Source organism: Xenorhabdus sp. PB61.4 (assembly GCF_963894935.1).
Taxonomy (GTDB): Bacteria; Pseudomonadota; Gammaproteobacteria; order Enterobacterales; family Enterobacteriaceae; genus Xenorhabdus; species Xenorhabdus stockiae.
This window is the reverse complement of record NZ_CAWQJR010000179.1, coordinates 1-24,649: the sequence shown is the minus strand read 5'-3', so window position 1 is coordinate 24,649 and position 24,649 is coordinate 1. Positions and strand designations below refer to the sequence as shown.

Here is a 24,649-nt window from a genome sequence, read left to right as displayed (position 1 = left end):
CCGTGGATATTCATATTAGAAGAAAACAGGAGAGCATCATAATCTGGCAGCCTGAAACGTAAGGTCACGGCTGTTGTACAGATGTGAGGTATACACAAGGATAAATATATGCGGGTTTCACATTTAAACTTTAACCACCTTTACTACTTTTGGCATGTTTGTAAAGAAGGTTCTGTTGTCGGGGCTGCTGAAGCTCTATACCTGACACCACAGACTATTACCGGCCAGATTAAGGCGCTGGAAGAACGCATGGGTGGAAAACTGTTTAAGCGTCAGGGAAGAGGATTAGTTCCGTCAGAGCTGGGACAACTCATTTTCCGCTATGCTGATAAGATGTTTATGCTCAGCCAGGAAATGCTGGACATCGTCACCTACAGCAGAGAATCAAACCTGCTGTTTGATGTCGGGGTCGCTGATGCCCTGTCCAAACGTCTGGTCAGCAAGGTATTAGAAACCGCAGTAGTGGAACATGAGAAAATCCATCTGCGTTGCTTTGAATCAACCCATGAAATGCTGCTTGAACAACTCAGTCAACATAAACTGGACATGATTTTATCGGATTGCCCGGTTGATTCCACTCAACAGGAAGGTCTATTTTCCGTCAAGCTGGGAGAATGCAGCATCAGTTTTTACTGCCGCGAACCGATCCCGGAAAAACCTTTCCCTGAATGTCTGGAAGAACGCCGTTTACTGATCCCCGGCCGTCGTTCAATGCTGGGCAGAAAACTGCTGACATGGATACGCAATAAGAACCTTGAGGTTGAGGTATTGGGAGAGTTTGACGACGCAGCATTAATGAAAGCGTTTGGCATGTACCATAATGCTATTTTTATCGCTCCGTCTTTCTATGCCAATGATACTTTTGCTGACAGCGATATTATTGAGATAGGCAGACTGGAATCAGTACAGGAAGAGTATTATGTCATCTTTGCTGAAAGAATGATCCAGCACCCGGCTGTTCAGCGCGTATGTAACAAAGATTTCTCTGATTTATTCAATGTTCCGTTAAAAAACAGATTAGAGAAATAATACGAGCCAGCATCATCAGGTATATACAAAAAAACCGGCAAAAGCCGGTTTTTTCAGCATAATTAAAACAACGAATTACATTGCTTTAATTTGCGCTGCCAGAGCAGATTTATGACGTGCTGCTTTGTTTTTGTGGATCAGACCTTTACAGGCGTGACGATCAACAATTGGTTGCATGTCATTGAATGCGTTCTGTGCAGCTTCTTTATCGCCAGCAGCGATTGCCGCGTATACTTTCTTGATAAAAGTACGCACCATAGAACGACGGCTTGCGTTATGCTGACGGCGTTTCTCAGACTGTACGGCGCGTTTCTTAGCTGATTTGATATTAGCCAAGGTCCAACTCCCAAATATATTCTATCGAGGACAATTCAAAGGCCGAGGAATATGCCTGTTCAGCCTTCTTTTGTCAATGGATTTGTGCAAATAAGCGTCGTTGTACGGCGACGCTGGTTACGTTGTGATGGGGCAGGATTTTATCAGCTTACTGAAAGGGAATACAGCCTTTCACAATAAAAAACTCAATGAATCACTGAGAAATGCGATAAATTAAATATTTTTCGGGCATCTAACCTGTTTTTATTGTATGAATCAGGTTATTAATTAAAACCCTTTGTGATCGTGGGTTAACCTTGTGCGCTGTACAAGGTATAATCCGGCAATTTTCACGGTATTGAGCCAGCTATGGAGCTAATTCGCGGTATACACAATATCCGGGCGCGTCACCATGGTTGCGTGCTGACGATTGGTAATTTTGATGGTGTCCATCGCGGGCATCAGGCTTTATTGAAACATTTGAAGCAAGAAGGGCTGCGTCTCGGGTTACCGACAATGGTGATGATTTTCGAACCGCAGCCACTGGAAGTATTTGTCGCAGATAAAGCACCAGCCCGCCTGACACGGCTACGGGATAAAATAAAATATTTATCCCAGTATGGTGTTGATTACTTGCTGTGTGTGAAATTTGACAGAAATTTTGCTGCCAATTCACCGGAAGCATTTGTTTCCCGGTTGCTCGTGGAAAAACTGGGTGTTAAGTTTCTGGCGGTTGGTGATGATTTCCGTTTCGGTAAAAACCGTCTTGGTGATTTTCACTATCTACAGCAGGCAGGTAAACAATACGGCTTTGATGTTGCCAGTACAGACAGCTTTTGTGACAGTGGGCTGCGGATCAGCAGTACCGCCATTCGGCAATCATTGCAACATGATGATCTAACATTGGCTGAAACATTACTAGGGCATCCTTACAGCATAAGTGGCCGGGTCGTTCACGGTAATCGTCTGGGAAGGACTATTGGTTTTCCCACGGCAAACTTACCTCTGAAACGGCTGGTTGCTCCCGTGAAGGGAGTTTATGCTGTTGAAGTTTACGGTTTAGGTGATACTCCTTTGCCGGGTGTTGCCAATATCGGAAATCGCCCTACCGTTTCTGGTCAGGGCCAGCAACTTGAAGTACATCTGATTGATACCCAAATGGATCTGTACGGGCGTCATATTGATGTGGTACTGCGCAAGAAATTGCGTGATGAACAGCGATTTGCTTCGCTTGATGTGCTTAAACAGCAAATCGCAAATGATGTGGTCTCTGCGAGAGAATACTTTTTGCAGCGATCCTAATCATCTACTTGAACCCCACTAGCGGGGGTATAGCGGAAAATTGGAACTGAGAATCTATAATGAGTGACTACAAAGACACCCTAAATTTACCGGAAACAGGGTTTCCTATGCGCGGTGATTTAGCCAAGCGCGAACCAGATATGTTGAAACGTTGGTACAAAGAAGGTTTGTATCAGGCCATCAGAAAAGCAAAATCCGGCAAGAAGAGCTTTATTTTGCATGATGGCCCTCCATATGCAAACGGCGATATTCATATTGGTCACTCAGTTAATAAAATTCTCAAAGATATTGTTGTTAAGTCCAAAGGGTTATCAGGCTACGATTCGCCTTATATTCCGGGTTGGGACTGCCACGGTTTACCGATTGAGCTTAAGGTTGAGCAGATTATTGGTAAGCCGGGGGAAAAATTTTCCGCCGCCGAATTCAGGGCTGAGTGCCGCAAATATGCGATGACTCAGGTCGAAACACAAAAAGCGGGTTTCAAACGTCTGGGTGTTCTGGGTGACTGGGATAAACCTTACCTGACCATGGACTTCAAAACTGAAGCCGACATCATTCGTGCTCTGGGTCGTATCATCGGCAATGGTCATTTGCTGAAAGGTGTTAAACCTGTTCACTGGTGTACTGACTGTGGTTCTTCCCTTGCTGAAGCGGAAGTTGAATACTACGATAAAACGTCCCCTTCCATTGATGTCCGTTTCACTGCCGTTGATGCACAGGCCGTATACACCAAATTTGGCGTACAACCACAGAATCTGCCAGTTTCTCTGGTCATCTGGACAACCACACCGTGGACACTGCCAGCTAACCGTGCAATTGCACTGGGCGCAGAAATCACTTATCAATTGGTTAAAGTTAACGACGAATGCCTGATTCTGGCAGCAGAATTAGTCGAATTTGTTATGCAGCGTGCAGGTATCACTTCATGGGAAGTCATGAGCGACTGCACTGGTGCTGATTTAGAGCTGATGCGCTTCAACCACCCATTCATGGGCTTTGAATCTCCTGCAATTCTGGGTGATCACGTCACACTGGATGCAGGTACAGGTGCCGTACATACCGCCGGTGGTCACGGCCCGGATGACTATACTATCAGCCTGAAATATGGTCTTGAGATCGCAAATCCGGTCGGCCCGAATGGTTGTTACATCTCCGGAACTTATCCATCACTGGATGGTCAGTTTGTGTTCAAGGCGAACGATATCATCGTTGAGATGCTGCAAGAAAAAGGCGCATTACTGAGTCTGGCAAAAATTCAGCACAGCTACCCTTGCTGCTGGCGTCACAAAAAGCCAATCATCTTCCGTGCAACGCCACAATGGTTTATCAGCATGGATCAGAAAGGCCTGCGTGAACAATCACTGAAAGAAATCAAAGGTGTTGAGTGGATCCCGGGCTGGGGACAGGCTCGCATCGAATCCATGGTCGAAAATCGCCCGGATTGGTGTATCTCCCGTCAGCGTACATGGGGCGTACCAATGTCTCTGTTCCTGCATAAAGAAACACAGGAACTGCATCCTCGCACACCAGAGCTGATCGAAGAAGTTGCTAAACGTGTTGAAGTGGATGGCATTCAGGCATGGTGGGATCTTGACATGTCAGAGCTGCTGGGTGATGAAGCGGCAGATTACATGAAAGCTCAGGATACACTGGATGTTTGGTTTGACTCAGGAAGTACCTGTTCTTCCGTTGTTGATGCCCGTCCGGAATTCAATGGTCATTCCGCCGATATTTATCTGGAAGGCTCAGATCAGCACCGTGGCTGGTTCATGTCTTCGCTAATGATTTCTACCGCTATTAAAGGCAAAGCTCCTTACCGTCAGGTTCTGACTCACGGCTTCACCGTTGATGAGCACGGACGTAAGATGTCCAAATCCATCGGTAACACTGTCAGTCCACAGGATGTGATGAACAAGCTGGGTGCAGATATTCTGCGTCTGTGGGTGGCTTCAACCGATTACTCCGGCGAAATCGCGGTTTCTGATGAGATCCTGAAGCGCTCTGCTGATGCTTACCGCCGTATCCGTAATACTGCGCGCTTCCTGCTGGCAAACCTGAATGGTTTCGATCCTGAGCAGCATATGGTGAAAGCAGAAGACATGGTGACTCTGGATCGCTGGGCAGTAGGTCGTGCGCAGGCGGCACAGGCTGATATCCTCAAACACTATGATGAATACGATTTCCATGCCGTTGTTCAGCGTCTGATGCAGTTCTGCTCCGTGGAAATGGGTTCATTCTATCTGGATATCATCAAAGATCGTCAATACACCGCGAAAAGCGACAGTGTTGCACGTCGTAGCTGCCAGAGCGCTCTGTATCATATCGCAGAAGCACTGGTTCGCTGGATGGCTCCTATCCTTTCCTTCACTGCTGATGAAATCTGGAATGAACTGCCGGGTAAACGTGCACAGTTTGTTCTGACCGAAGAGTGGTACGATGGCCTGTTCGGTCTGGCAGATAGTGAAGATATGAACGATACTTTCTGGGCTGAGCTGCTCGAAATTCGTAGTGAAGTGAACAAAGTTCTGGAACAGGCTCGTGCTGATAAACACATCCGCAGTTCACTGGAAGCTTCAGTAACACTGTATGCTGATGAAGCACTGGCCGGAACACTCAACAAACTGTCAGATGAGTTACGTTTTGTACTGTTAACTTCACAGGCAGAAGTTGCTGCGTACGACACTGCTGGTGATGATGCGCAACAGAGCGAACTTCAGGGTCTTAAAATTGCCTTCCGTAAAGCAAACGGTGAAAAATGCCCACGTTGCTGGCACTACGCTAAAGACTTGGGATTGGTAGCGGAACATGCAGAACTTTGTGGCCGCTGTGTGACTAACGTTGCCGGTAACGGTGAAGAGCGTAAATTTGCCTGATGAAGAAACCCATTTGTTCCACTGGCCTCCGCTGGCTTTGGTTAGTTGTTGTGGTATTGATATTGGATCTGGGCAGCAAGCAATTAGTCTTGCAAAATTTCAGCCTGTATGAATCCATACCGCTAATACCCTATTTTAATCTGGCTTATGCACAGAACTTTGGGGCAGCCTTTAGTTTTCTGGCTGACAAAGGCGGCTGGCAGCGTTGGTTCTTTGCATTGATTGCAATTGCCATCTGTATCACATTGCTGGTTATGATGTATCGTTCCAGTGCCAAGCAGAAACTGAGCAACATCGCTTATGCTTTGGTAATTGGTGGGGCACTGGGAAATCTGTTCGATAGGCTGGTACACGGCTTTGTTGTCGATTTCATCGACTTTTATGTCGGAGAATGGCACTGGCCTACCTTTAATATTGCAGATTCTGCAATTTGCATCGGGGCAGCACTCATCATCATTGAGAGTTTTACCAGCCCGGGTGATAAAAAAGCTTCATCGAAAGAGCAATCATCGAAAAATAGTCACTAAAAAACAATAAGAAACCAACCTCGGTAATAAAACCGGGGCTGGTCATTCCATCAATACCTAATGGATTTCAGGTTGCATCACAGTGGCAAGTCAGTGAACGTAGTCAACAAAGAGGCAACTTAGAAAAACGACAGGTATAACTGCAATCGTTTTTTATTAAAAGGTTTGAGCGATATGTCAATTCAGGTGCAAGCGCACAGTGCTGTTTTATTACATTTCACCCTAAAGCTGGATGATGGCTCAACAGCAGACTCGACTCACAGCCAAGGTAAACCCGCATTATTCCGTTTAGGTGATGGCAGCCTCTCTGAGCCACTTGAACAGCAGCTTCTTGGCCTGAAAACTGGCGATAAACATCAATTTACACTGGCAGGCGAAACTGTTTTCGGCAAACATAACCCTGATTTAGTACAATACTTCACGCCTCGTGATTTTTCGGATTCAGGTATTCCTGAAGTCGGCACTATCATGCTTTTTACGGCGATGAACGGCAGTGAAATGCCGGGATTTATCAAAGAAGTCGCGGAAGGTTCCATCACTGTTGACTTTAACCATCCGCTGGCTGAACAAAACATCACTTTCGAAATTGAAGTGTTGGAAATAGACCCTCAGTTGGAGGAAAACCATGCAAATATTGCTGGCTAACCCTCGTGGTTTTTGTGCTGGTGTTGATCGTGCCATCAGCATTGTTGAGCGTGCATTAGAACTCTATGGCGCTCCGATTTATGTTCGTCATGAAGTCGTTCACAATCGCTATGTGGTTGATAATCTCAGGGAACGAGGTGCTATTTTTATTGAAGAAATTTCAGATGTACCTGATGGTGCAATTCTGATTTTCTCCGCACATGGCGTTTCGCAGGCTATTCGTACAGAAGCCCGCTCCCGTAATCTGACCATGTTGTTTGATGCCACTTGTCCGCTGGTGACAAAAGTACATATGGAAGTTGCCCGGGCGAGTCGTAAAGGCAAAGAAGCCATTCTGATCGGGCATGCCGGCCACCCGGAAGTAGAAGGGACAATGGGGCAGTATAACAACCCTGAAGGTGGTATGTATCTGGTGGAGTCACCGGAAGATGTGTGGAAATTGCAGGTCAAGGATGAAAATAACCTGTGTTTTATGACACAGACTACGCTTTCTGTAGATGATACCTCAGATGTCATTGATGCACTTAATACCCGATTCCCGAATATTATTGGCCCACGTAAGGATGATATCTGTTATGCCACAACTAACCGTCAGGAAGCGGTTCGTGATCTGGCAACCGATGCCGATGTTGTTCTGGTGGTAGGCTCCAAAAATTCATCAAACTCCAACCGTTTGGCTGAACTGGCACAACGCATGGGGAAACCCGCTTATTTAATTGATTCTGCCGAAGATATTAAAGAAGAGTGGGTTGATAATATCAGCGCTATTGGCGTCACTGCCGGTGCCTCTGCCCCGGATATTCTGGTGCAGCAAGTCATTGAGCGTTTAAAAAATCTGGGAGCTAAAACAGTTAATGAACTGCATGGGCGTGAAGAAAATATTGTCTTTGAAGTCCCGAAAGAGCTGCGTGTTGAAGTAAAAGAAGTCAATTAAGATAATTTGTCCCGGCTTTTTATTAGAAAATTTAATTGATTAATCATGAATAATTTTTCTTGCAAAAAGCCGGGGCTACAGTTTTTGTAATGCGTTAATGGTAATTTAAATAAAGTTATATGTATAACGCTTAGAATTCCCATCCCATATCCATTTATCCGGTCTTTTAGCAGGGTCTAACTCTAGGTTTCTACCTTTGTTAATAAATCCCATCTTCATATACGCTGGCTTTGCTTTCTCAAATGGCTGGAGTTTTAGTTTTCCTTTTTTGCCTGACTGCTGTGATTTATTGACTGCATATTCAACCAGAAAAGGGCCACAACCTCGGATACCACAGTGTGTTGCCAACAAAGAAATATGAGGTAACTCATGCTTCATTGATAACTGCATAACACCTACAGGAACCCCCATAAAATAAGCAACAAAAAATACCATACCTAATTTACTAATATTTTTTGAGTCAGCAATGTAACCCGCTATATTTTCCTCAATTCCCTCAAATATATCGAGTGACTCATCATATCTTGCATTCCAACTTTGTTGCTCTGAACTAATCGGGCCAGAAGAATCGTCAACTTTCCAATCAGGAAGCATTGTTTTATTTTTTATCATTCTCGTTGCATGTAGTGCATCTGAGGCTTTAACTTCTCTAACGGTGATAAAACATCTGATATCAATTGATGTTAGCCATAACTCTGAAAAGGATTTTGAGCGGGTTAAAGAACCTGAACCTATAGGATGAGGTATGTTAAAAGATTTTGATCTAAACATATTATGATCCACCTTCTTTTATAAAAGATAATTCAGCTTACTCGCCTTGTTTTATTATTATTTCAATAAAAAACATTCATATTTATTGTCAAAAAAACATAAATCAAAATAGAGTATCACAATGAAATAGTAATTAAATAAAACCAATTCACTAATAAATAACTTGTAACTATTTGCTTTATCACATCATTTCTATTTATCAAAAACTTCAAACTTTCATTCTGGTGTAATACAAAATAACATTCGTTTTAATGAACTCCATGTTCTTATTTTTTACGTGGAAATAAATACGAGGCGAATTGCAAATCCAATCAGAATTATGCCAATTACACGCTCAAACCAGCATCCCATCTGAATAAATTTCAATCTGATCACTGAATTGGAAAACAACCAACTAACCAGAATAAACCATGCTGCATTCACCATACACATCCATACACCATAAAAAACCTGAACAGATAGCGGCGTCGTAGTGCTTACCACGGTTGTAAATACAGCCAGAAAAAATAGCGTTGCTTTAGGGTTGGTCGCATTTGTCATAAACCCGATAAAGAAAGCCCTGCGAAGAGTTTGTTGCTGCGCTGGCGCTTCATAGGAAAGGGCAAAATCAGCCTTTTCCGGTTTGCTTCTGATAAATTGAATTCCCAGATAGCATATATATAGACCACCGATTATTTTTGCGGCTGTCATCAGCCAATATGTTGAATGGATTAACGCACCAATACCAATCAGCGTATAAATCACATGGACTGATATCCCCACACCAATACCGATAGCAGTAAAAATACCCACCCAACGACCATAGCGTATGCTCTGCCTGATAGTCACGGCAAAGTCCGGCCCCGGAGCAACAACAGCCAGAAAATGGATCAGCGCAAGCCCCAAAAATTCATGTAGATAGTTAGAAAGCATATTTAATACTCTTTATATAAGCAGAATATCCTGATTGTATTAAATAAACTCAGTAGCGATAATCCATCCAAAAACCAAATAACTTTTGACCTATGAGCACAAATAACACGATAACCCTGATGCGGGAAATGGCTATTTTCGCCAAAGTCGTTGAAACAGGGAGTTTCTCTGAAACTGCCCGTCAATTAGCAGCGACACCTTCTGCGATTAGCCGCTCCGTAGCCAGACTGGAAAAAGCGCTCGGAACCCGTCTGCTACAGAGAACAACACGTAAACTTCGTTTAAGCGAGAGTGGGCAACAGGTTTATGAACATTGTCTGGACATGATGAATTCAGCTCAGGCTGTCATGTCTGTATCAGGAAACTTTAGCGGTGAGCCGCTAGGTATAGTCCGGGTTAGTGTACCTAAAGCTGTAGGGCGTTTTGTCGTTCATCCTCATATACCGGCTTTTCTTACCCGTTACCCTAAAGTTGATGTCAGTTTGCGGCTTGATGACAGGTATGTGGATTTAATAGATGATGAAGTTGACCTCGCCATACGAATCACTGATCAGCCCCCTCCAGGTCTAATGGGGCGGCGGTTACTCAAGATTTGGCATATGTTATGTGCCACACCGGAATACCTTGCAGAACACGGGATACCACAACATCCTCATGATCTAAAAACCCATAGCTGTATCTATCTTGGTGAAGAACCGGGAGATTCACGCTGGAAGTTCAGTCAGGGCAGCAAAACTGCCGCTGTTAATATTCAGGGGCGTTACGCCGCCAATCATACCGGTGTGAGGCTTGATGCAGCACTGAAACACATCGGTATTAGTAGCTTACCCTATTTTACCGCCAGACATGCTTTACAGCAGGGACGGCTGGTTCAGGTTCTGCCTGACTGGAACTTTAAGGCCAATTATACCGGTGAATTATGGGTGCTTTACCCGCCAACGCGGTATTTATCCCCGAAGCTTAGTGTATTTATAGAGTTTCTTGCTGAAAGACTCCGTCAGGAAAATATCCAAGATAAAAAAGTCGCCAAAGAACCTCATCATTATCATTACGAATTACCTGAAGCCGGGGAGTAGCTAATGTACGAAATCAGTATGTTCAGCATTTAATATCAAAGTACTCTCTGACTCAAAAACCATTATTGAAACAGTATTCTTAACATACTACACTCTCAATGGGTTTTGATGACGATGAGGAATAATCATGATAAGCACTCCTCCAGTTCCTGTTGGTGCCATTAAAAGTTTTGGTGTATTTGGCCCTAAATATGAGGTGGGTCAATTAATACGTCAGCTAGAAGATGGTGATTGGATGGTTGAAATTGTACTAGTCGAAACGGGCGAAAAAACAGAATATCGTCTTACACATCTCAACGATGACCCTAAGGCGGCCTGAATGTACGCGATCGCATTTGACCTGATTGTTTCTGATACTGAGAAACATCATCCTAAAGGAGTATCACAGGCTTATGCTGAAATTGGCGCAACGCTGGCACGATACGGGTTTCGGCGTGTACAAGGCAGTTTGTATATCAGCGAAGACGAAAACATGGCTCAACTTTTTGTCGCTATCCAATCCCTCAAAGCACTCCCGTGGTTTCCCTCCTCTGTTCGTGACATCCGGGCGTTTCGTATTGAACAGTGGTCTGATTTCACACCCGTAGTCAAAGATAAATGATCCACATTTAAAATAACCGCCTGACATATTATACAAATATTCATCTTTAGTATTTTTTATAACTGCCCGTCTGATCTCTGTTTTCCTAATGGCATCCCTCTAAGTCTGGCACCGCCCGCTATTGCCAGTTAAGCTGTAGGCAATTTACTTTATCACCTCAATTAAAAATTGATATTCACTATAGCGGGGGCCTTATGGCTGATACAGATATTCGCATTGCTATCGTAGGGGCCAGTGGCCGTATGGGGCGTAATCTCATTCAGGCCGTTCAGCAGGCGGATGGCGTTACACTGGGGGCTGCTCTGGTGCGCTCAGGTTCTTCATTAGTAGGAGCGGATGCCGGAGAATTGGCTGGCACTGGTACTAACGGTATTACGATCCATGATAACCTCCACTCTGTTATTGATGACTTTGACGTTTTGATCGACTTTACCCTCCCGGAAGGCACACTGACCTATCTCGCCATTTGTCACCAACACCGCAAAGCGGTGATCATTGGTACAACCGGGTTTGATGACGCAGGTAAGCAGGCTATTCATGATGCGTCCCGTGACATTCCGATTGTTTTTGCCGCGAATTTCAGTGTTGGTGTTAACCTTGTCCTGAAACTGTTGGAGAAAGCGGCAACAGTAATGGGAGAGCACACAGACATTGAAATTATTGAAGCTCACCATCGCCATAAAGTGGATGCGCCATCAGGCACCGCGCTGGCAATGGGGGAATCCATTGCTCACACATTAGGCCGTGACCTGAAAACATGTGCAGTCTATGCCCGCGAAGGCCATACGGGCGAACGAGACCCGAAAAGTATTGGTTTTGCCACTATAAGAGCCGGTGATATTGTCGGAGAACACACTGCTATTTTTGCTGATATTGGGGAGCGAGTTGAGATAACCCATAAAGCCTCAAGCCGAATGACTTTCGCAAATGGTGCTGTTAAAGCAGCAACCTGGATAACCAATAAAAATAGTGGCCTTTATGACATGAAAGATGTCCTTAATCTCGAAAACTTATGATTTATTGAATTCATAACATCATGTAATTACGCTATTATTTTTCAATGAATGCGTAATTACATATTTAAATAGTAAATATAACTTTCATCATCAATTACTCACAGTTTTACACCATAAATTGTCATTTTTATCATCTTTTCTCCCATAGGTACTGAAAATCACACGGTTTTTTCAGTTTTAAAATTTAATTTCACATTAATCGAGCATATAATCGCACTTTACTTATAATTTTCAGGCATATTTCAACAATGTTGGATTGAGCCTCGCAAAAAAACCAATAAAAAAGGGATTTTTTGTAGACAAGCCCCGTTCTCATCATTAGAATGCGCGCAATTTGCCAAAATTTCGACAAAGAACATGATTGGCATTGATTTAAAGGATTAATTCCGAATTAATATGCATTGAGTGCGATTTGTTATTCATTCCCGGAGGGCGTTTTGATTAAGTCAGCTATATTGGTTCTAGAAGATGGGACCCAATTTCACGGTCGCGCCATAGGTGCAGAAGGTGTGGCTGTTGGTGAAGTGGTCTTCAATACCTCAATGACCGGATATCAAGAAATACTTACCGACCCTTCCTATTCCCGCCAAATTGTTACTCTCACCTATCCTCATATTGGAAATGTCGGCATTAACAGTGCTGATGAAGAATCTCCCGCCATTCAGGCCCAAGGCTTAGTAATCCGCGATTTACCTCTCATCACCAGCAACTACCGTAGTGAAAACAATCTGTCTGATTATCTGAAAAATCATAACATTGTTGCGATTGCTGATATTGATACACGTAAACTGACCCGCCTGTTGCGCGAAAAAGGGGCACAAAACGGCTGTATCATTGCGGGTAATGAAGCGGATGTTCAAGTTGCACTGGAAAAAGCAAAAGCATTTCCCGGTCTGAAAGGGATGGATTTGGCGAAAGAAGTCACCACGGCACAGTCTTATCAGTGGTTACAAGGGAGCTGGACACTGACAGAAGGGTTGCCGGAAGCCCGTAAAGAACAAGAATTGCCATACCATATTGTCGCTTATGATTTTGGTGTAAAACGTAATATCCTGCGTATGCTGGTGGATCGTGGCTGCCGCGTGACTGTCGTACCTGCCCAGACGCCTGCGGATGAAGTACTGAAAATGGCACCAGACGGGATCTTCCTGTCCAATGGTCCCGGTGACCCAGAACCTTGTGACTATGCCATCGAAGCAATTAAAACCTTCCTGAATACTGAAATCCCTGTATTTGGTATCTGTCTGGGGCATCAGTTACTGGCTCTGGCAAGTGGTGCAAAAACGGTCAAAATGAAGTTTGGTCACCACGGTGGCAACCATCCTGTTAAAGATTTAGATCGCAATGTCGTTATGATTACCGCACAAAACCACGGATTTGCCGTTGATGAAAATTCATTACCAGCAAACCTGCGCGTAACCCATAAATCACTCTTTGACGGCACACTGCAAGGTATTCACCGTACTGACAAACCTGCATTCAGTTTTCAGGGGCACCCTGAAGCCAGCCCTGGTCCGCATGAAGCCGCTTCTCTGTTCGACCACTTTATTGAATTGATTGAACAGCATCGTCAGCAAAACGCTCAGAACACCAAATAATCAGGAGAAAAAGGAAAATGGCAAAACGTACTGATATTAAAAGTATCCTGATCTTGGGTGCAGGTCCGATTGTTATCGGTCAGGCATGTGAATTTGACTACTCAGGTGCTCAGGCCTGTAAAGCGCTGAGAGAAGAAGGTTACCGTGTCATACTGGTGAACTCCAACCCGGCAACCATCATGACCGACCCGGAAATGGCTGATGCAACTTACATCGAGCCGATTCACTGGGAAGTTGTACGCAAAATTATTGAGAAAGAACGTCCGGATGCCGTCCTGCCAACAATGGGCGGGCAAACAGCACTCAACTGCGCACTGGAGCTGGAACGTCAGGGTGTATTGCAGGAATTCGGCGTAACCATGATTGGTGCAACCGCTGACGCCATTGATAAAGCAGAAGATCGTCAGCGTTTTGACAAAGCGATGAAGAAAATCGGTCTGGATACTGCACGTTCCGGCATCGCTCATACCATGGAAGAAGCACTGGCAGTCGCTGAAGACGTAGGCTTCCCTTGTATCATCCGCCCTTCTTTCACCATGGGTGGAACAGGCGGTGGTATCGCTTATAACCGCGAAGAGTTTGAAGAGATCTGCGAGCGCGGTCTGGACCTTTCTCCAACGAATGAACTGCTGATCGATGAATCGCTGATTGGTTGGAAAGAGTATGAAATGGAAGTTGTTCGTGACAAAAGTGACAACTGCATCATCGTCTGCTCCATTGAAAACTTTGACGCGATGGGTATCCATACCGGTGACTCCATCACTGTCGCACCAGCCCAGACTCTGACGGATAAAGAATATCAAATCATGCGTAATGCCTCGATGGCAGTACTGCGTGAAATTGGTGTAGAGACCGGTGGTTCAAACGTACAGTTTGCAGTAAACCCTAAAAATGGCCGCCTGATTGTCATTGAGATGAACCCGCGAGTCTCCCGTTCATCCGCTCTGGCTTCCAAAGCCACTGGCTTCCCTATTGCAAAAATTGCGGCAAAACTGGCGGTTGGTTACACCCTTGACGAGCTGATGAATGACATCACCGGCGGGTTGACTCCTGCTTCTTTTGAGCCATCGATTGACTATGTCGTCACTAAGATCCCTCGTTTCAACTTCGAAAAATTTGCCGGCAGTAATGACCGTCTGACCACTCAGATGAAGTCCGTTGGTGAAGTCATGGCGATTGGTCGCACTTTCCAGGAATCTCTGCAAAAAGCATTGCGTGGTCTGGAAGTCGGCGCAACAGGTTTTGACCCGAAAGTTAATCTGGATGATGTGCAATCACTGACCAAAATCCGTAGCGAGCTGAAAGATGCTGGCGCTGAGCGTATCTGGTTCGTTGCCGATGCTTTCCGTGCGGGTATGTCCGTTGATGGTATCTTCAACCTGACCAATATTGATCGCTGGTTCTTGGTGCAGATTGAAGAGTTGGTTCGTCTGGAAGATATGGTTGCAGAGCAAGGCATCAACGGCCTGACTTCCGGCTTCCTGCGTCAGTTGAAACGTAAAGGTTTTGCTGATGCGCGTCTGGCAAAACTGGCTGGCGTATCCGAAAAAGAAATCCGTAAACTGCGCCATGATTATGGTCTGTATCCGGTTTACAAACGTGTAGATACCTGCGCGGCTGAGTTTTCAACTGATACGGCTTACATGTACTCCACTTATGAAGATGAGTGCGAAGCTAATCCAAACAATGATAAGCCAAAAATCATGGTATTGGGTGGTGGCCCGAACCGTATCGGGCAAGGCATCGAATTCGATTATTGCTGCGTACACGCTGCTCTGGCGCTGCGCGAAGACGGTTACGAAACCATCATGGTTAACTGTAACCCTGAAACGGTTTCAACAGATTACGACACCTCCGACCGCCTTTATTTTGAGCCGGTAACACTGGAAGACGTACTGGAAATTGTCCGCGTTGAACAGCCAAAAGGCGTGATCGTACAGTACGGCGGCCAGACTCCGCTGAAACTGGCGCGTGAACTGGAAGCGGCTGGTGTGCCAATTATCGGTACCAGCCCGGATGCCATTGACCGTGCAGAAGACCGTGAACGTTTCCAGCAAGCAGTCAACCGTCTTGGCCTGAAACAACCGGCAAATGCCACTGTGACAACCATCGAACAGGCGATTGAAAAAGGTAACAACCTCGGTTATCCGCTGGTGGTTCGCCCTTCCTATGTACTGGGTGGCCGGGCAATGGAAATCGTATACGATGAAACTGACCTGCGTCGTTACTTCCAAACCGCAGTCAGTGTTTCTAACGATGCTCCGGTTCTGCTGGATCGCTTCCTTGATGATGCTGTCGAAGTTGATGTGGATGCTATCTGTGACGGCGAACGCGTCCTGATCGGCGGTATCATGGAACATATTGAACAAGCGGGTGTTCACTCTGGTGACTCAGCCTGCTCCTTGCCTGCCTATACCCTGAGCAAGGAAATTCAGGATGTGATGCGTAATCAGGTTGAGAAACTGGCCTTTGAATTACGTGTCCGTGGTTTGATGAACGTTCAGTTTGCTGTGAAAAACAACGAAGTCTATCTGATCGAAGTGAACCCACGTGCAGCACGTACTGTGCCATTCGTTTCCAAAGCAACAGGAATGCCGCTGGCGAAAGTCGCTGCACGCGTAATGGCCGGGCAGTCCTTACAGTCACAGGGTGTAACCAAGGAAATCATTCCACCTTACTACTCCGTGAAAGAAGTCGTATTACCATTCAATAAATTTCCGGGAGTTGACCCGATTCTGGGGCCAGAAATGCGCTCTACCGGTGAAGTCATGGGTGTTGGCCGTACCTTTGCTGAAGCTTTCTCCAAGGCAATGCTGGGCAGTAACTCCATCATGGGTAAAAAAGGCCGCGCACTGCTATCGGTACGTGAAGGCGATAAAGAGCGTGTTGTTGATTTGGCAGCTCAGTTAGTTAAGCAGGGCTTTGAACTGGATGCAACTCATGGTACTGCGGTTGTCTTGGGTGAAGCAGGAATCAACCCACGTCTGGTAAACAAAGTGCATGAAGGCCGCCCGCACATTCAGGACAGAATCAAAAACGGTGAATATGACTACATCGTCAATACTACCGCGGGCCGTCAGGCGATTGAAGATTCTAAACTGCTTCGTCGCAGCGCACTGCAATATAAAGTGCATTATGACACAACCCTGAATGGCGGTTTCGCAACCACCATGGCGCTCAGTGCTGACCCGACTGAGCAGGTCATTTCCGTACAGGAAATGCACGCAAAAATTACCAAGTAATTTAAGCGAATAAAAAACAGCGCCCCCAAAGTTGGTTATCCAATCAGTAAGGGCGCTGTTTTTTTATCTGGTGATATCTTAAATCCAGAAATTGTACTTATCTTTAAGCCGAATATTCGCTACTGACATGACATCAGTTAAAACACAATTAATTATTGTAGTTCGAGAAACATCCGTAAGTGACTATTAAAGCAAAAACCGTTAAGAATACGGGGATTATCAATCTGTTGTTTTACTAAAAAACCATGGTGTCGATAGAGGCTGATCGCACGCTGGTTAGTAGTAGCAACGTCCAGCTCAATCATTTTGTATTTTCGGTCACGAGCCCGGATAATTTCCTGTTCCAATAGTTGGGAACCAATACCTTGACGGGAAAATTCCGGATCGACAGAAAGGTTGTAGAGAAAACAGGAATTACCTTCCGGCTTGGGCGTAGCTGATGTGGAAGCAAGTAATCTATACAAGCACTTGATAGCTTGGGGGAAAGGATAAAATGAAAAAACAGAACTCAGTGTTCCCCAATTTAACCGATTAATTTCTCTACGATCATAGGCTGCGATCACCCCAATACATCGATCATCAGATAACATCAAACGATGTTGGGAGTAACTAAAATAACCTTTTTCACCACGAAACTCTTTTATTAGATATCGGGAACGTAACTCCTCAGCTCCATAAATAAAATTCAGGGTATCAGTAGATATATTGCCCAACAGATTGATTACCTGAGAAGCATAATCTGGAGTGGCTGGGCAGTGTTGAAGATTTGCGCTGTGCAATTTATTCATGTCAGATCCACACCAAGCATACGGAATAGTTTAATGGCATTTGTCTGATGTGATATTCCTTCCTTGAGGCGATAACTGAAGAATATTTTATCTGGTGATTGATCATCGATAGTTTCTTCAAAATAAATGTTACGGGAGATAGGCTGTAAATCCGAATCAGTCGCTAATGTGGTACTGTGGGTGGTTATCATTCCCATGGCCTGTTGAGCACAAAGTTTTTTTAATATGGCAATGATTGCCATATTACGCTCCCGTTCATTTGTTCCCTTTAGAAGTTCATCTAATAGATAGACGGGTTGTAACCCGCTTTGTTCGACCCTTGTTAGTAATTCTTTAATCTGCAAAACCTCGCTCATAAAATATGACAACCCTTGATGTAAGGAATCAGCGGCTGAGAATATGGTAAATAATTCACAAGGATGAAATATCAGTTCAGAACAGGCTACAGGCCCGCCTGCCATGGCAAGTTTCAGGTTGAGACCAAGTGTACGCATATAAGTGGTTTTCCCCGACATATTAGAACCCGTAATAATGGTCACTTGGCCGAGAATAAGTAAGATATCGTTAGCAATTGCCTGCTGTGCAGGTAATAGAGGATGAATGGCTTGCTTTGCATGAAGTTTGCGCTCGTCGCTCATTGTTGGAAAGTGCCAACTTTGATTTTCATGGCTCAGATTTGCCATAGCACTTAGCGCCTCAAATAATGAGATAGCTTCCAGCCAACGGGGGACATGCTGTGCATACTGCTTATGCCAGCCCTGAAGATTCAGGGTGATATGAAAATCCCAGAGTAACGTGCATTGTAGGACAAGATACGGCAAGGCATTAAAGCGTAAGTGTGAATAATGGATGATGGTTGACAATTTACGTAATGCCAGCTCTGGTCGTTCAGAAGGGTTTTGTAGTAATTCACTAATATTACGTAAAGTCTGTGCGTGATACTCGCCAGAATTAATATTTCTGACTATCTTCGAAAGACTATTCAGGGCCTTAGATTGAAGATCAACACGGTTAAGTGCTTGCTTAAATTGATTCCCCCGTAACATAAGAAATACGATATTCATAACCACAGGAGGGATAACAATCCAGCCAGGAGCAAAGCGAGTTACAGCACAAGTAATACAAACTAATGAAAGCAGGGTTAGCATTTGCCCCACTCGTTTTAGCCTGACAGTGATATAAGGGAAAGTTGTGCTTGTCGCCCAGTCATGAAATTTCTCCAGATAATATCCTCCCCCTGTACGGTCTGGCTTTCTCGCGCAAGCGTACAGTTTCTGGCGTAAGTCTAATTGTGGTGCCAATTCTTTAATAGCTTGTTGATACTGTGAAAGTTGCGATATAGGACACCCGCGCGTTATCCATACGGCAAGCTTGGAATCACCGAGACTTGTCGACAGATTAAATAGCAGTTGCCCTAAAGAGGCTGTTCCATATAAGTTGAGAGCACGATCCTGTTCACTGAAATGATCAGCAACATGTATCGGGCAAGGTGCCAGCGCTGGGAAATTTCGATGAATGCGCTCTAAGCTTTCTGTATTTAGTGTAACCAGAGTGAGATGGTTCTGTAATTGTTCCTGTATGTGATGATGCAAGAAGACTAAGCCAACAAATAACAATATACCACCAGTTACCAATAGCCATGAATAAAATAACAACTCTGGTTGTTGCCATAAATAATAAACTAATACGATCAGGCTAATAAATATGATTAACCGGCTTAATTCCATGTATTTCAGACGTTGCTGTAACACGAGTACTTTTTGAGATAAATAATCAACTCGTGTTTGCCATGGGCATTTTTCGTGAGTATCAGAATTAATGTTTATCGTCATTTTTGAAAACACGTCGTTCCTTTGGTTGAGTAACATCAAATTTTTTGGCAAGAATACGACCAAATAATGCATTAAACAGAGGATTCCTAAACTTCATATAAATATCATTACGTATTAGGCATGCACCAAGATTTTGTTTAACGAAGTAATTGGTAATCCCAAGGTCGATAATTTTAGTCTGAAAATGACTGAAGCTCTGGATCAGATCCATATGCAAAATATAGTAGGAATTTACTTCACTTTCTTCTTGATAATTACGGCCAAAAACAAAAGGGTTAATAATACTTTCACTTATACCACTAAAAATAAATGAGCGTACTTGATCCTGTTTATCATAAAGTACGGATACTACGACTTGGCATTTTTTTTGTGTCTGCTCAAAAAAGCTCAAAGGTAACGCCTCACGCTTATATTCACTTGCCCGGTGGTGAGTATTGAGGTATTGCTCATAAATCCCCTCAAGCTCTATAGGCTGTTCATGATAGTGAACAATACGCCATCCTGATTGGCGAAACTGTGACTTTATGCGGTTAAGCACCTTACGGCAATTGGCTTTCAGATTTTGGCTATGTTGTTCCCATGATCTGCCTTGGAGCTGGACAAACGCCAAAGGATAATTCATTGCCGGATTGAAGCCCTGTGCTAACAACTGTGAATGTAATGCAGCATAATCCCTCTCTTTATGCTCCACATCACGAATGATCCTGACAAAAGCACGGGGAAAACTTAAAGCTAAAGAATGGTTGATTATGTCGATACGTTGCTGAGGAATAATTTCATGAAAAAACCACCAATGGCAGCCACTGGTTTCATAACTACCAAGCATGGCTGCAGTAATGCAACCAAACTTCGGAAAAAATCGCTGTAATTTCGATTGTAATGCAGAGTGAGAATCAGAAATCAGATCAATGGATTCTTGTGTCGCAAAGAACAGGCCCTGTAAGGAATGCCTCAAATCGGAAGCGAAGACTTGGAAATATCGATATTCACGATGAGGAAGCGTTTGTTCACAGACGCTCATAAAGCTATGCGTTTTAAATGGATGCCCTTGAGATAAGGTTTCATTCCATATATAGGCATCAATATCTTCGATAGAATTATAAACTTCAATATGAAACTTATGGATACGAAATTTATCAATCAACATGTTTTAGTGCTCCTGAAGATTTTAGGGCATCAATGTAATCTTCATTCAATTTGAACACTTTTCGCTGTTCTGGGATTTTTGGGGCAGGAAATATCAGTTTTCTGAACCGATATAAAAGAAAATTATACAAGGCGTTAGAATGTTTTATATAAAAGTACAGCTTGGATGATATGGCACCTACACTAAATTTCGCGTCGTAGCTTGTCTGACCAAGTTCAATATATGGATATTGTTGATTTTGAGCTTCTTCAATAACTCGATATAAACAATTGAAATAGAGTGCACTGGCATCGCGGTAGCTGTAGTCAATACCTAAGTATAACGGGTGTAGGTTTTTGCCCTTGAGGAATAATTCGAAAGCGACAATATAATCATCATCCAGACACAACAATACTTGTGCTTGATCGCCAAGTTCCTCATTAACAGCATGGAAAAATTCAGGTGTTAAACATTCAAACTTGGTATGGCTACGTTGCAATACATTACGATATAAGCTATTAAGTTTGTCAACGTAAGCACTAAAGTCATCAACCATAATCCAACGTAGACCAGTAGCATCAAACTTCCGCTTGCGTCTTCTCAATACATTCCTATAACGTTTTAGCATATTATTGATGTATTCTAAGCCTCCAACTTGATCAGTATAAACATAAGTCGTGTCAGGGCTACGGCAGACGACAAATTTGCTCTGTAAGACTTGCTGCAAGCATTGATGAACATATCCGTCAAACTCTTTGATACACTGCAATTTAATTTGTAGTTCAGATACTTTCCTATCAATCTCTAGTTCCATAGCTTGTAACAATCGGGGGTAATCGGGATGATCCGGTGGTAGGGAAATGCCTAGCATGTGACTGCAAGTTGCAATCGGACTACCGACGACAAAAATCCTTGGTTTCAAAAAGCCGGGAAATATCTTGCGTAAGGTTGCAACCCAATCCTGCCATTTCGGGGAGGCAAGATCAGTTAGGGAATAATACATACTGAAGCAACTAATAATAGCTGTCAGTTTTTCGTTACGATAAAGGCTAAGATAGTAAAAACTTTCGACAAGTTCAGAACGTTCTAACGCGAGTTGCAATGAATATGAAGTAATCACATTTTCTGGATCATAGCAGTGTTCCCAGTCCTCCCGAGAAAAATGACTGACACTTTCAACCCACTTACAGCTTATTTCCATAACTGCAAATCCCATATAAGGTTATATTAAAGCCAGCTTTTGACCAATTTGGATGAAAGTACGAATGCTATAATCCAACTCTTCGTTGTTCAGGTTTGCGCTCAAATTAATCCGAATCCGTGCCCGTGTCTTACTTACAGCAGGATAAGTCACAGGATTAACGTATATGCCTTTCTCATGAAGCATACGGGCCATAGCGAAACAGCAATGCTCATCACCCGTAATCAATGGTACAATGGCCGTTTCGCTGTTCAATATATTAAATCCTGCATCGCGTAATTTCTGACGGAAATACTCAGCCTTGGCTTGCAACTCCAGAGTCAACTGAGGTGAACTCTCAAGAATGTCGATGGCGCTGATGATTGAAGCGAGTACAGCGGGAGGTAACGAAGCAGAATAAATGTAAGGATTTGCAGCAATACGGATAATATTTCCTGTTTTCTTGTTGGTAGCAATAAATCCGCCAACGCCAGGCAAGCCTTTGCTCAAACTACCAGTGATAACATCAACCTGATCCGTTATTCCAAAATAAGCACAACTTCCCCGGCCGTTCGGTCCAATATGCCCAGTACCATGAGCATCATCAACAATGACGAACGCATTATATTTTCGTGCTAAGTCGACAATCCCGGGTAAGGGTGCCAAATCACCATCCATACTGAACACACCGTCAGTGATAATAAATTTACGTGCTTGAAATGAAGTTTGGCTAAGCTTGTTCTCAAGACTTTTCAGAGAAGCATGCTGGTAAATCCGAGTCGTTGCACCACTTAGTTTCAGACCATCAACGATAGATTGATGGTTAAGCATATCACTGAAAACTATGTCACCTTCACGACATAGCGTGGAGAGGGCTGCGAGATTCGCTGAAAATCCAGAGCTGAAAGTAATGACTTCTTCCACACCAAGGAATTTAGCCAACCGTTGTTCCATTTCAAGATGTAGGTCACTAGTACCATTGAGAAGGCGTACACCACTGGATGTAGTTCCGTATTGATGAATTGCATTGATACTGGATTCGATAATCTTTTGATGACCATTGAGTCCAGAATAGTTATAAGAGCCTAAATGCAGAACTTCACGTATATGTGTGCTATCAGCGCTGACAGGGTTGTAGCTAACAGAAACATATTTACAAGGTATTCTATGAAATACTCTGCCAATCATATCCATTTTGCCATCTGAAACAAAATTATCGTAACGCTCAGCCATGTTTTGTAGATAATCGCTGGATCGCGTGATATCACGATGATGGTTATCTATTTGGGGATCAGTAAGGCGCAATTTATTCATGATGTTTTTTCCTTGCATAAGGATAAAAAGTAACAATGAAGATAAGTGTTCCAATATTGATAGCCAGACTTACCCAAAGTAACGGCTGTAAATTGGAATAATTTGTCAGCAAATAAACGATGAATATCCCTTCTAAAGCCTTTATGAACAAAGTGACTAACGATAAATGATTGTGCTCAGTACGGCTGGAGTACAGGCAATTGGTTAACAAGAAGATCAACGGCACTAGCCATACGTCAATAGTATTGAGTTGATTTGCATTGAAAATGATATAGAAGCTAATGAGTGTTGGAGATACCAGCATTAACAATGTAGTAGACATTGCTGGATTTGGATTTATCGAAGCGATAATTTCATTTTTAAAATTCAGATATTTAGGTGAACCAAATAATACTCTCAAAACAGATTTCAGGTTGGGCTGGTTCATTGCCTGCCGCAAACATGCCAAATACATGAAGCTATTCAGATATCCCAACGAATGAGGTTGGGCTATTGGTGTGGTGATGCCATAACGTATTGGCTCTTCTGATAACTCTCGTTGATAGGTTCCAAATATTCTGTCCCAGATAACTAAAAAGCAGCCGAAATTTTTGTCTATATAGAGCGAATTACTGGCATGATGTACCCGATGCTGAGAAGGTGTGACAAAAATCTTTTCTAGAAATCCCAATTCGCGAATAAACGTTGTGTGTATAAAGAACTGGTAGACCAACTGTGCAGCGATAGCCAGAAGGTAATGTTCCAATTTGATGCCCAGAAAGGCCATGGGGAGAAAAAACACCCATACCGTAAAATTTCCGAAAAAGCCTAAGCGCACAGCAGTGCTAAGATTAAAGTGCTGTCCACTATGGTGCACAAGATGATTAGCCCATAGCAGGTTACAACGGTGGTGAGCCCAGTGATTAAGATAGTAGAAAAAATCGTAGAATATGAAAGTCGCCAGTATCTGTAGGAAAGTATTTGGTAATGGGGGTATCAACGCCCAATGCTGTTGCACATAATAATAGATCGATAAATGTAAGCCCGTGAAAAGCACCCCGGCTACTAAATTAGTTGCGCCTAATGAAAGATTCACCAAACTCTCTATGATATTCAATTGAGAACGTCGTCGGAATAGATTCAACACCAGTGCTTCTATCACCATACTAATTAAAAATATGGGCAATAAGATAGTTAGTATATTTTGTCCTGTCATTTTTTACCCTATTTGTAGCAATCTACCTATATCCATCATCAATTCGTAGCTAAAAGATACTTCTGTCAGCTAATCCAGAACCGAAGGTATTTGTATAAACCAGATTCTCATATCTTTAGATATGATGATTAGGATTGAGCGAGAATGTCCTTATGGTTACTGCTTACAACAGTAATACTACAAGATATGGCTATACACTATTCTCTGTGATTTTATATATAGCTTGAAAGCCACACATTTAATTACAATTGAACAACAAAATAACGATAAATAAAATTAATTTTATTTTCAAAATACAATAATCAATTAATTTTTTGTAACGGGCTGATGGAATTCATATCTACATAGCCTGAAGATTCAGTCTATCTATGAA

At 43.4% G+C, this 24,649-nt stretch carries 21 protein-coding genes; 12 read left to right on the top strand and 9 right to left on the bottom strand.

The features are described from left to right. Positions 1-108 precede the first annotated feature (108 nt). Positions 109-1,029: a transcriptional activator NhaR gene (gene nhaR / locus AACX68_RS14300; RefSeq protein ID WP_099108814.1), complete on the top strand. Its 921-nt coding sequence runs from the start codon at positions 109-111 to the stop codon at positions 1,027-1,029. Positions 1,030-1,104: 75 nt separating this feature from the next. Here nhaR and rpsT read toward each other — a convergent pair whose 3' ends face one another. Next, positions 1,105-1,365, bottom strand: a complete 261-nt coding sequence (rpsT, locus tag AACX68_RS14295) for a 30S ribosomal protein S20 (RefSeq protein WP_092513125.1) — start codon at positions 1,363-1,365, stop codon at positions 1,105-1,107. Positions 1,366-1,713: 348 nt separating this feature from the next. On the opposite strand from rpsT, the gene ribF reads away from it, so the two are divergent. From ribF to ispH, 5 genes are all read left to right on the top strand, one after another. Then, complete coding sequence (gene ribF, locus AACX68_RS14290; protein WP_228859576.1) at positions 1,714-2,646, top strand: bifunctional riboflavin kinase/FAD synthetase; 933 nt, start codon at positions 1,714-1,716, stop codon at positions 2,644-2,646. A 59-nt stretch (positions 2,647-2,705) separates the two neighbouring features. After that, positions 2,706-5,519, top strand: coding sequence for an isoleucine--tRNA ligase (ileS, locus tag AACX68_RS14285; protein WP_228859575.1), 2,814 nt, complete (start codon positions 2,706-2,708; stop codon positions 5,517-5,519). After that, entirely contained in the window at positions 5,519-6,046 is a 528-nt protein-coding gene (lspA, locus tag AACX68_RS14280) for a signal peptidase II (protein WP_228859574.1), read from the top strand. Before ileS ends, lspA begins: the two co-directional genes overlap by 1 nt. A 174-nt stretch (positions 6,047-6,220) precedes the next feature. Beyond that, positions 6,221-6,691 carry an FKBP-type peptidyl-prolyl cis-trans isomerase gene (gene fkpB / locus AACX68_RS14275; protein ID WP_228859573.1) on the top strand — a complete coding sequence of 157 codons (471 nt, stop codon included), beginning with the start codon at positions 6,221-6,223 and terminating at the stop codon, positions 6,689-6,691. After that, the gene (gene ispH / locus AACX68_RS14270; RefSeq protein ID WP_228859572.1) at positions 6,672-7,625 is read left to right on the top strand and encodes a 4-hydroxy-3-methylbut-2-enyl diphosphate reductase; all 954 of its coding nucleotides are present in this window, start codon (positions 6,672-6,674) and stop codon (positions 7,623-7,625) included. Before fkpB ends, ispH begins: the two co-directional genes overlap by 20 nt. Positions 7,626-7,730: 105 nt before the next feature. On the opposite strand, the gene AACX68_RS14265 is transcribed toward ispH, so the two are convergent. Next, positions 7,731-8,396: a GNAT family N-acetyltransferase gene (locus AACX68_RS14265; protein WP_228859571.1), complete on the bottom strand. Its 666-nt coding sequence runs from the start codon at positions 8,394-8,396 to the stop codon at positions 7,731-7,733. Between the two features lie 273 nt (positions 8,397-8,669). Then, positions 8,670-9,308, bottom strand: coding sequence for a LysE family translocator (locus AACX68_RS14260; RefSeq protein WP_228859570.1), 639 nt, complete (start codon positions 9,306-9,308; stop codon positions 8,670-8,672). Positions 9,309-9,400: 92 nt separating this feature from the next. Here AACX68_RS14260 and AACX68_RS14255 point away from each other — a divergent pair, with 92 nt between their 5' ends. The 6 genes from AACX68_RS14255 to carB all read left to right on the top strand — a co-directional run bounded on the left by AACX68_RS14255 (position 9,401) and on the right by carB (position 16,841). Next, entirely contained in the window at positions 9,401-10,384 is a 984-nt protein-coding gene (locus AACX68_RS14255) for a LysR family transcriptional regulator (RefSeq protein ID WP_228859569.1), read from the top strand. Between the two features lie 127 nt (positions 10,385-10,511). Then, a complete protein-coding gene (locus AACX68_RS14250; protein ID WP_228859568.1) occupies positions 10,512-10,703 on the top strand; it encodes a DUF5397 domain-containing protein in 192 nt (63 codons plus the stop codon). Continuing rightward, positions 10,704-10,985, top strand: coding sequence for a virulence factor (locus AACX68_RS14245; protein WP_228859567.1), 282 nt, complete (start codon positions 10,704-10,706; stop codon positions 10,983-10,985). Positions 10,986-11,179: 194 nt separating this feature from the next. Continuing rightward, complete coding sequence (gene dapB / locus AACX68_RS14240; RefSeq protein ID WP_228859566.1) at positions 11,180-12,001, top strand: 4-hydroxy-tetrahydrodipicolinate reductase; 822 nt, start codon at positions 11,180-11,182, stop codon at positions 11,999-12,001. Between the two features lie 437 nt (positions 12,002-12,438). Then, positions 12,439-13,599 carry a glutamine-hydrolyzing carbamoyl-phosphate synthase small subunit gene (gene carA / locus AACX68_RS14235; RefSeq protein ID WP_099120659.1) on the top strand — a complete coding sequence of 387 codons (1,161 nt, stop codon included), beginning with the start codon at positions 12,439-12,441 and terminating at the stop codon, positions 13,597-13,599. A gap of 17 nt (positions 13,600-13,616) precedes the next feature. Continuing rightward, positions 13,617-16,841, top strand: coding sequence for a carbamoyl-phosphate synthase large subunit (carB, locus tag AACX68_RS14230; RefSeq protein ID WP_228859565.1), 3,225 nt, complete (start codon positions 13,617-13,619; stop codon positions 16,839-16,841). Between the two features lie 152 nt (positions 16,842-16,993). Here carB and AACX68_RS14225 read toward each other — a convergent pair whose 3' ends face one another. Genes AACX68_RS14225 through AACX68_RS14200 form a run of 6 tightly spaced genes read right to left on the bottom strand, consistent with a single transcriptional unit; the run spans position 16,994 to position 24,276 of the window. Then, entirely contained in the window at positions 16,994-17,629 is a 636-nt protein-coding gene (locus tag AACX68_RS14225; protein WP_228859564.1) for a GNAT family N-acetyltransferase, read from the bottom strand. Further along, a complete protein-coding gene (locus AACX68_RS14220) occupies positions 17,626-19,473 on the bottom strand; it encodes a MutS-related protein (protein ID WP_339389346.1) in 1,848 nt (615 codons plus the stop codon). The genes AACX68_RS14225 and AACX68_RS14220 overlap by 4 nt, the downstream gene beginning before the upstream one ends. Then, a complete protein-coding gene (locus tag AACX68_RS14215) occupies positions 19,445-20,608 on the bottom strand; it encodes a hypothetical protein (RefSeq protein WP_228859562.1) in 1,164 nt (387 codons plus the stop codon). The genes AACX68_RS14220 and AACX68_RS14215 overlap by 29 nt, the downstream gene beginning before the upstream one ends. Then, positions 20,598-21,788: a GNAT family N-acetyltransferase gene (locus tag AACX68_RS14210; RefSeq protein WP_228859561.1), complete on the bottom strand. Its 1,191-nt coding sequence runs from the start codon at positions 21,786-21,788 to the stop codon at positions 20,598-20,600. Before AACX68_RS14210 ends, AACX68_RS14215 begins: the two co-directional genes overlap by 11 nt. 21 nt (positions 21,789-21,809) lie before the next feature. Then, complete coding sequence (locus AACX68_RS14205; RefSeq protein ID WP_228859560.1) at positions 21,810-23,081, bottom strand: aminotransferase class I/II-fold pyridoxal phosphate-dependent enzyme; 1,272 nt, start codon at positions 23,079-23,081, stop codon at positions 21,810-21,812. Next, the gene (locus AACX68_RS14200) at positions 23,074-24,276 is read right to left on the bottom strand and encodes a sterol desaturase family protein (RefSeq protein WP_228859559.1); all 1,203 of its coding nucleotides are present in this window, start codon (positions 24,274-24,276) and stop codon (positions 23,074-23,076) included. Before AACX68_RS14200 ends, AACX68_RS14205 begins: the two co-directional genes overlap by 8 nt. Positions 24,277-24,649 lie beyond the last annotated feature (373 nt).

Coding starts and splice junctions, on each gene's coding strand:
- nhaR (WP_099108814.1), top strand. CDS start 109: ATGCGGGTTTCACATTTAAACTTTAACCACCTTTACTACTTTTGGCAT.
- ribF (WP_228859576.1), top strand. CDS start 1,714: ATGGAGCTAATTCGCGGTATACACAATATCCGGGCGCGTCACCATGGT.
- ileS (WP_228859575.1), top strand. CDS start 2,706: ATGAGTGACTACAAAGACACCCTAAATTTACCGGAAACAGGGTTTCCT.
- lspA (WP_228859574.1), top strand. CDS start 5,519: ATGAAGAAACCCATTTGTTCCACTGGCCTCCGCTGGCTTTGGTTAGTT.
- fkpB (WP_228859573.1), top strand. CDS start 6,221: ATGTCAATTCAGGTGCAAGCGCACAGTGCTGTTTTATTACATTTCACC.
- ispH (WP_228859572.1), top strand. CDS start 6,672: ATGCAAATATTGCTGGCTAACCCTCGTGGTTTTTGTGCTGGTGTTGAT.
- AACX68_RS14265 (WP_228859571.1), bottom strand. CDS start 8,396: ATGTTTAGATCAAAATCTTTTAACATACCTCATCCTATAGGTTCAGGT.
- AACX68_RS14260 (WP_228859570.1), bottom strand. CDS start 9,308: ATGCTTTCTAACTATCTACATGAATTTTTGGGGCTTGCGCTGATCCAT.
- AACX68_RS14255 (WP_228859569.1), top strand. CDS start 9,401: ATGAGCACAAATAACACGATAACCCTGATGCGGGAAATGGCTATTTTC.
- AACX68_RS14250 (WP_228859568.1), top strand. CDS start 10,512: ATGATAAGCACTCCTCCAGTTCCTGTTGGTGCCATTAAAAGTTTTGGT.
- AACX68_RS14245 (WP_228859567.1), top strand. CDS start 10,704: ATGTACGCGATCGCATTTGACCTGATTGTTTCTGATACTGAGAAACAT.
- dapB (WP_228859566.1), top strand. CDS start 11,180: ATGGCTGATACAGATATTCGCATTGCTATCGTAGGGGCCAGTGGCCGT.
- carB (WP_228859565.1), top strand. CDS start 13,617: ATGGCAAAACGTACTGATATTAAAAGTATCCTGATCTTGGGTGCAGGT.
- AACX68_RS14225 (WP_228859564.1), bottom strand. CDS start 17,629: ATGAATAAATTGCACAGCGCAAATCTTCAACACTGCCCAGCCACTCCA.
- AACX68_RS14215 (WP_228859562.1), bottom strand. CDS start 20,608: ATGTTGATTGATAAATTTCGTATCCATAAGTTTCATATTGAAGTTTAT.
- AACX68_RS14210 (WP_228859561.1), bottom strand. CDS start 21,788: ATGGAAATAAGCTGTAAGTGGGTTGAAAGTGTCAGTCATTTTTCTCGG.
- AACX68_RS14205 (WP_228859560.1), bottom strand. CDS start 23,081: ATGAATAAATTGCGCCTTACTGATCCCCAAATAGATAACCATCATCGT.
- AACX68_RS14200 (WP_228859559.1), bottom strand. CDS start 24,276: ATGACAGGACAAAATATACTAACTATCTTATTGCCCATATTTTTAATT.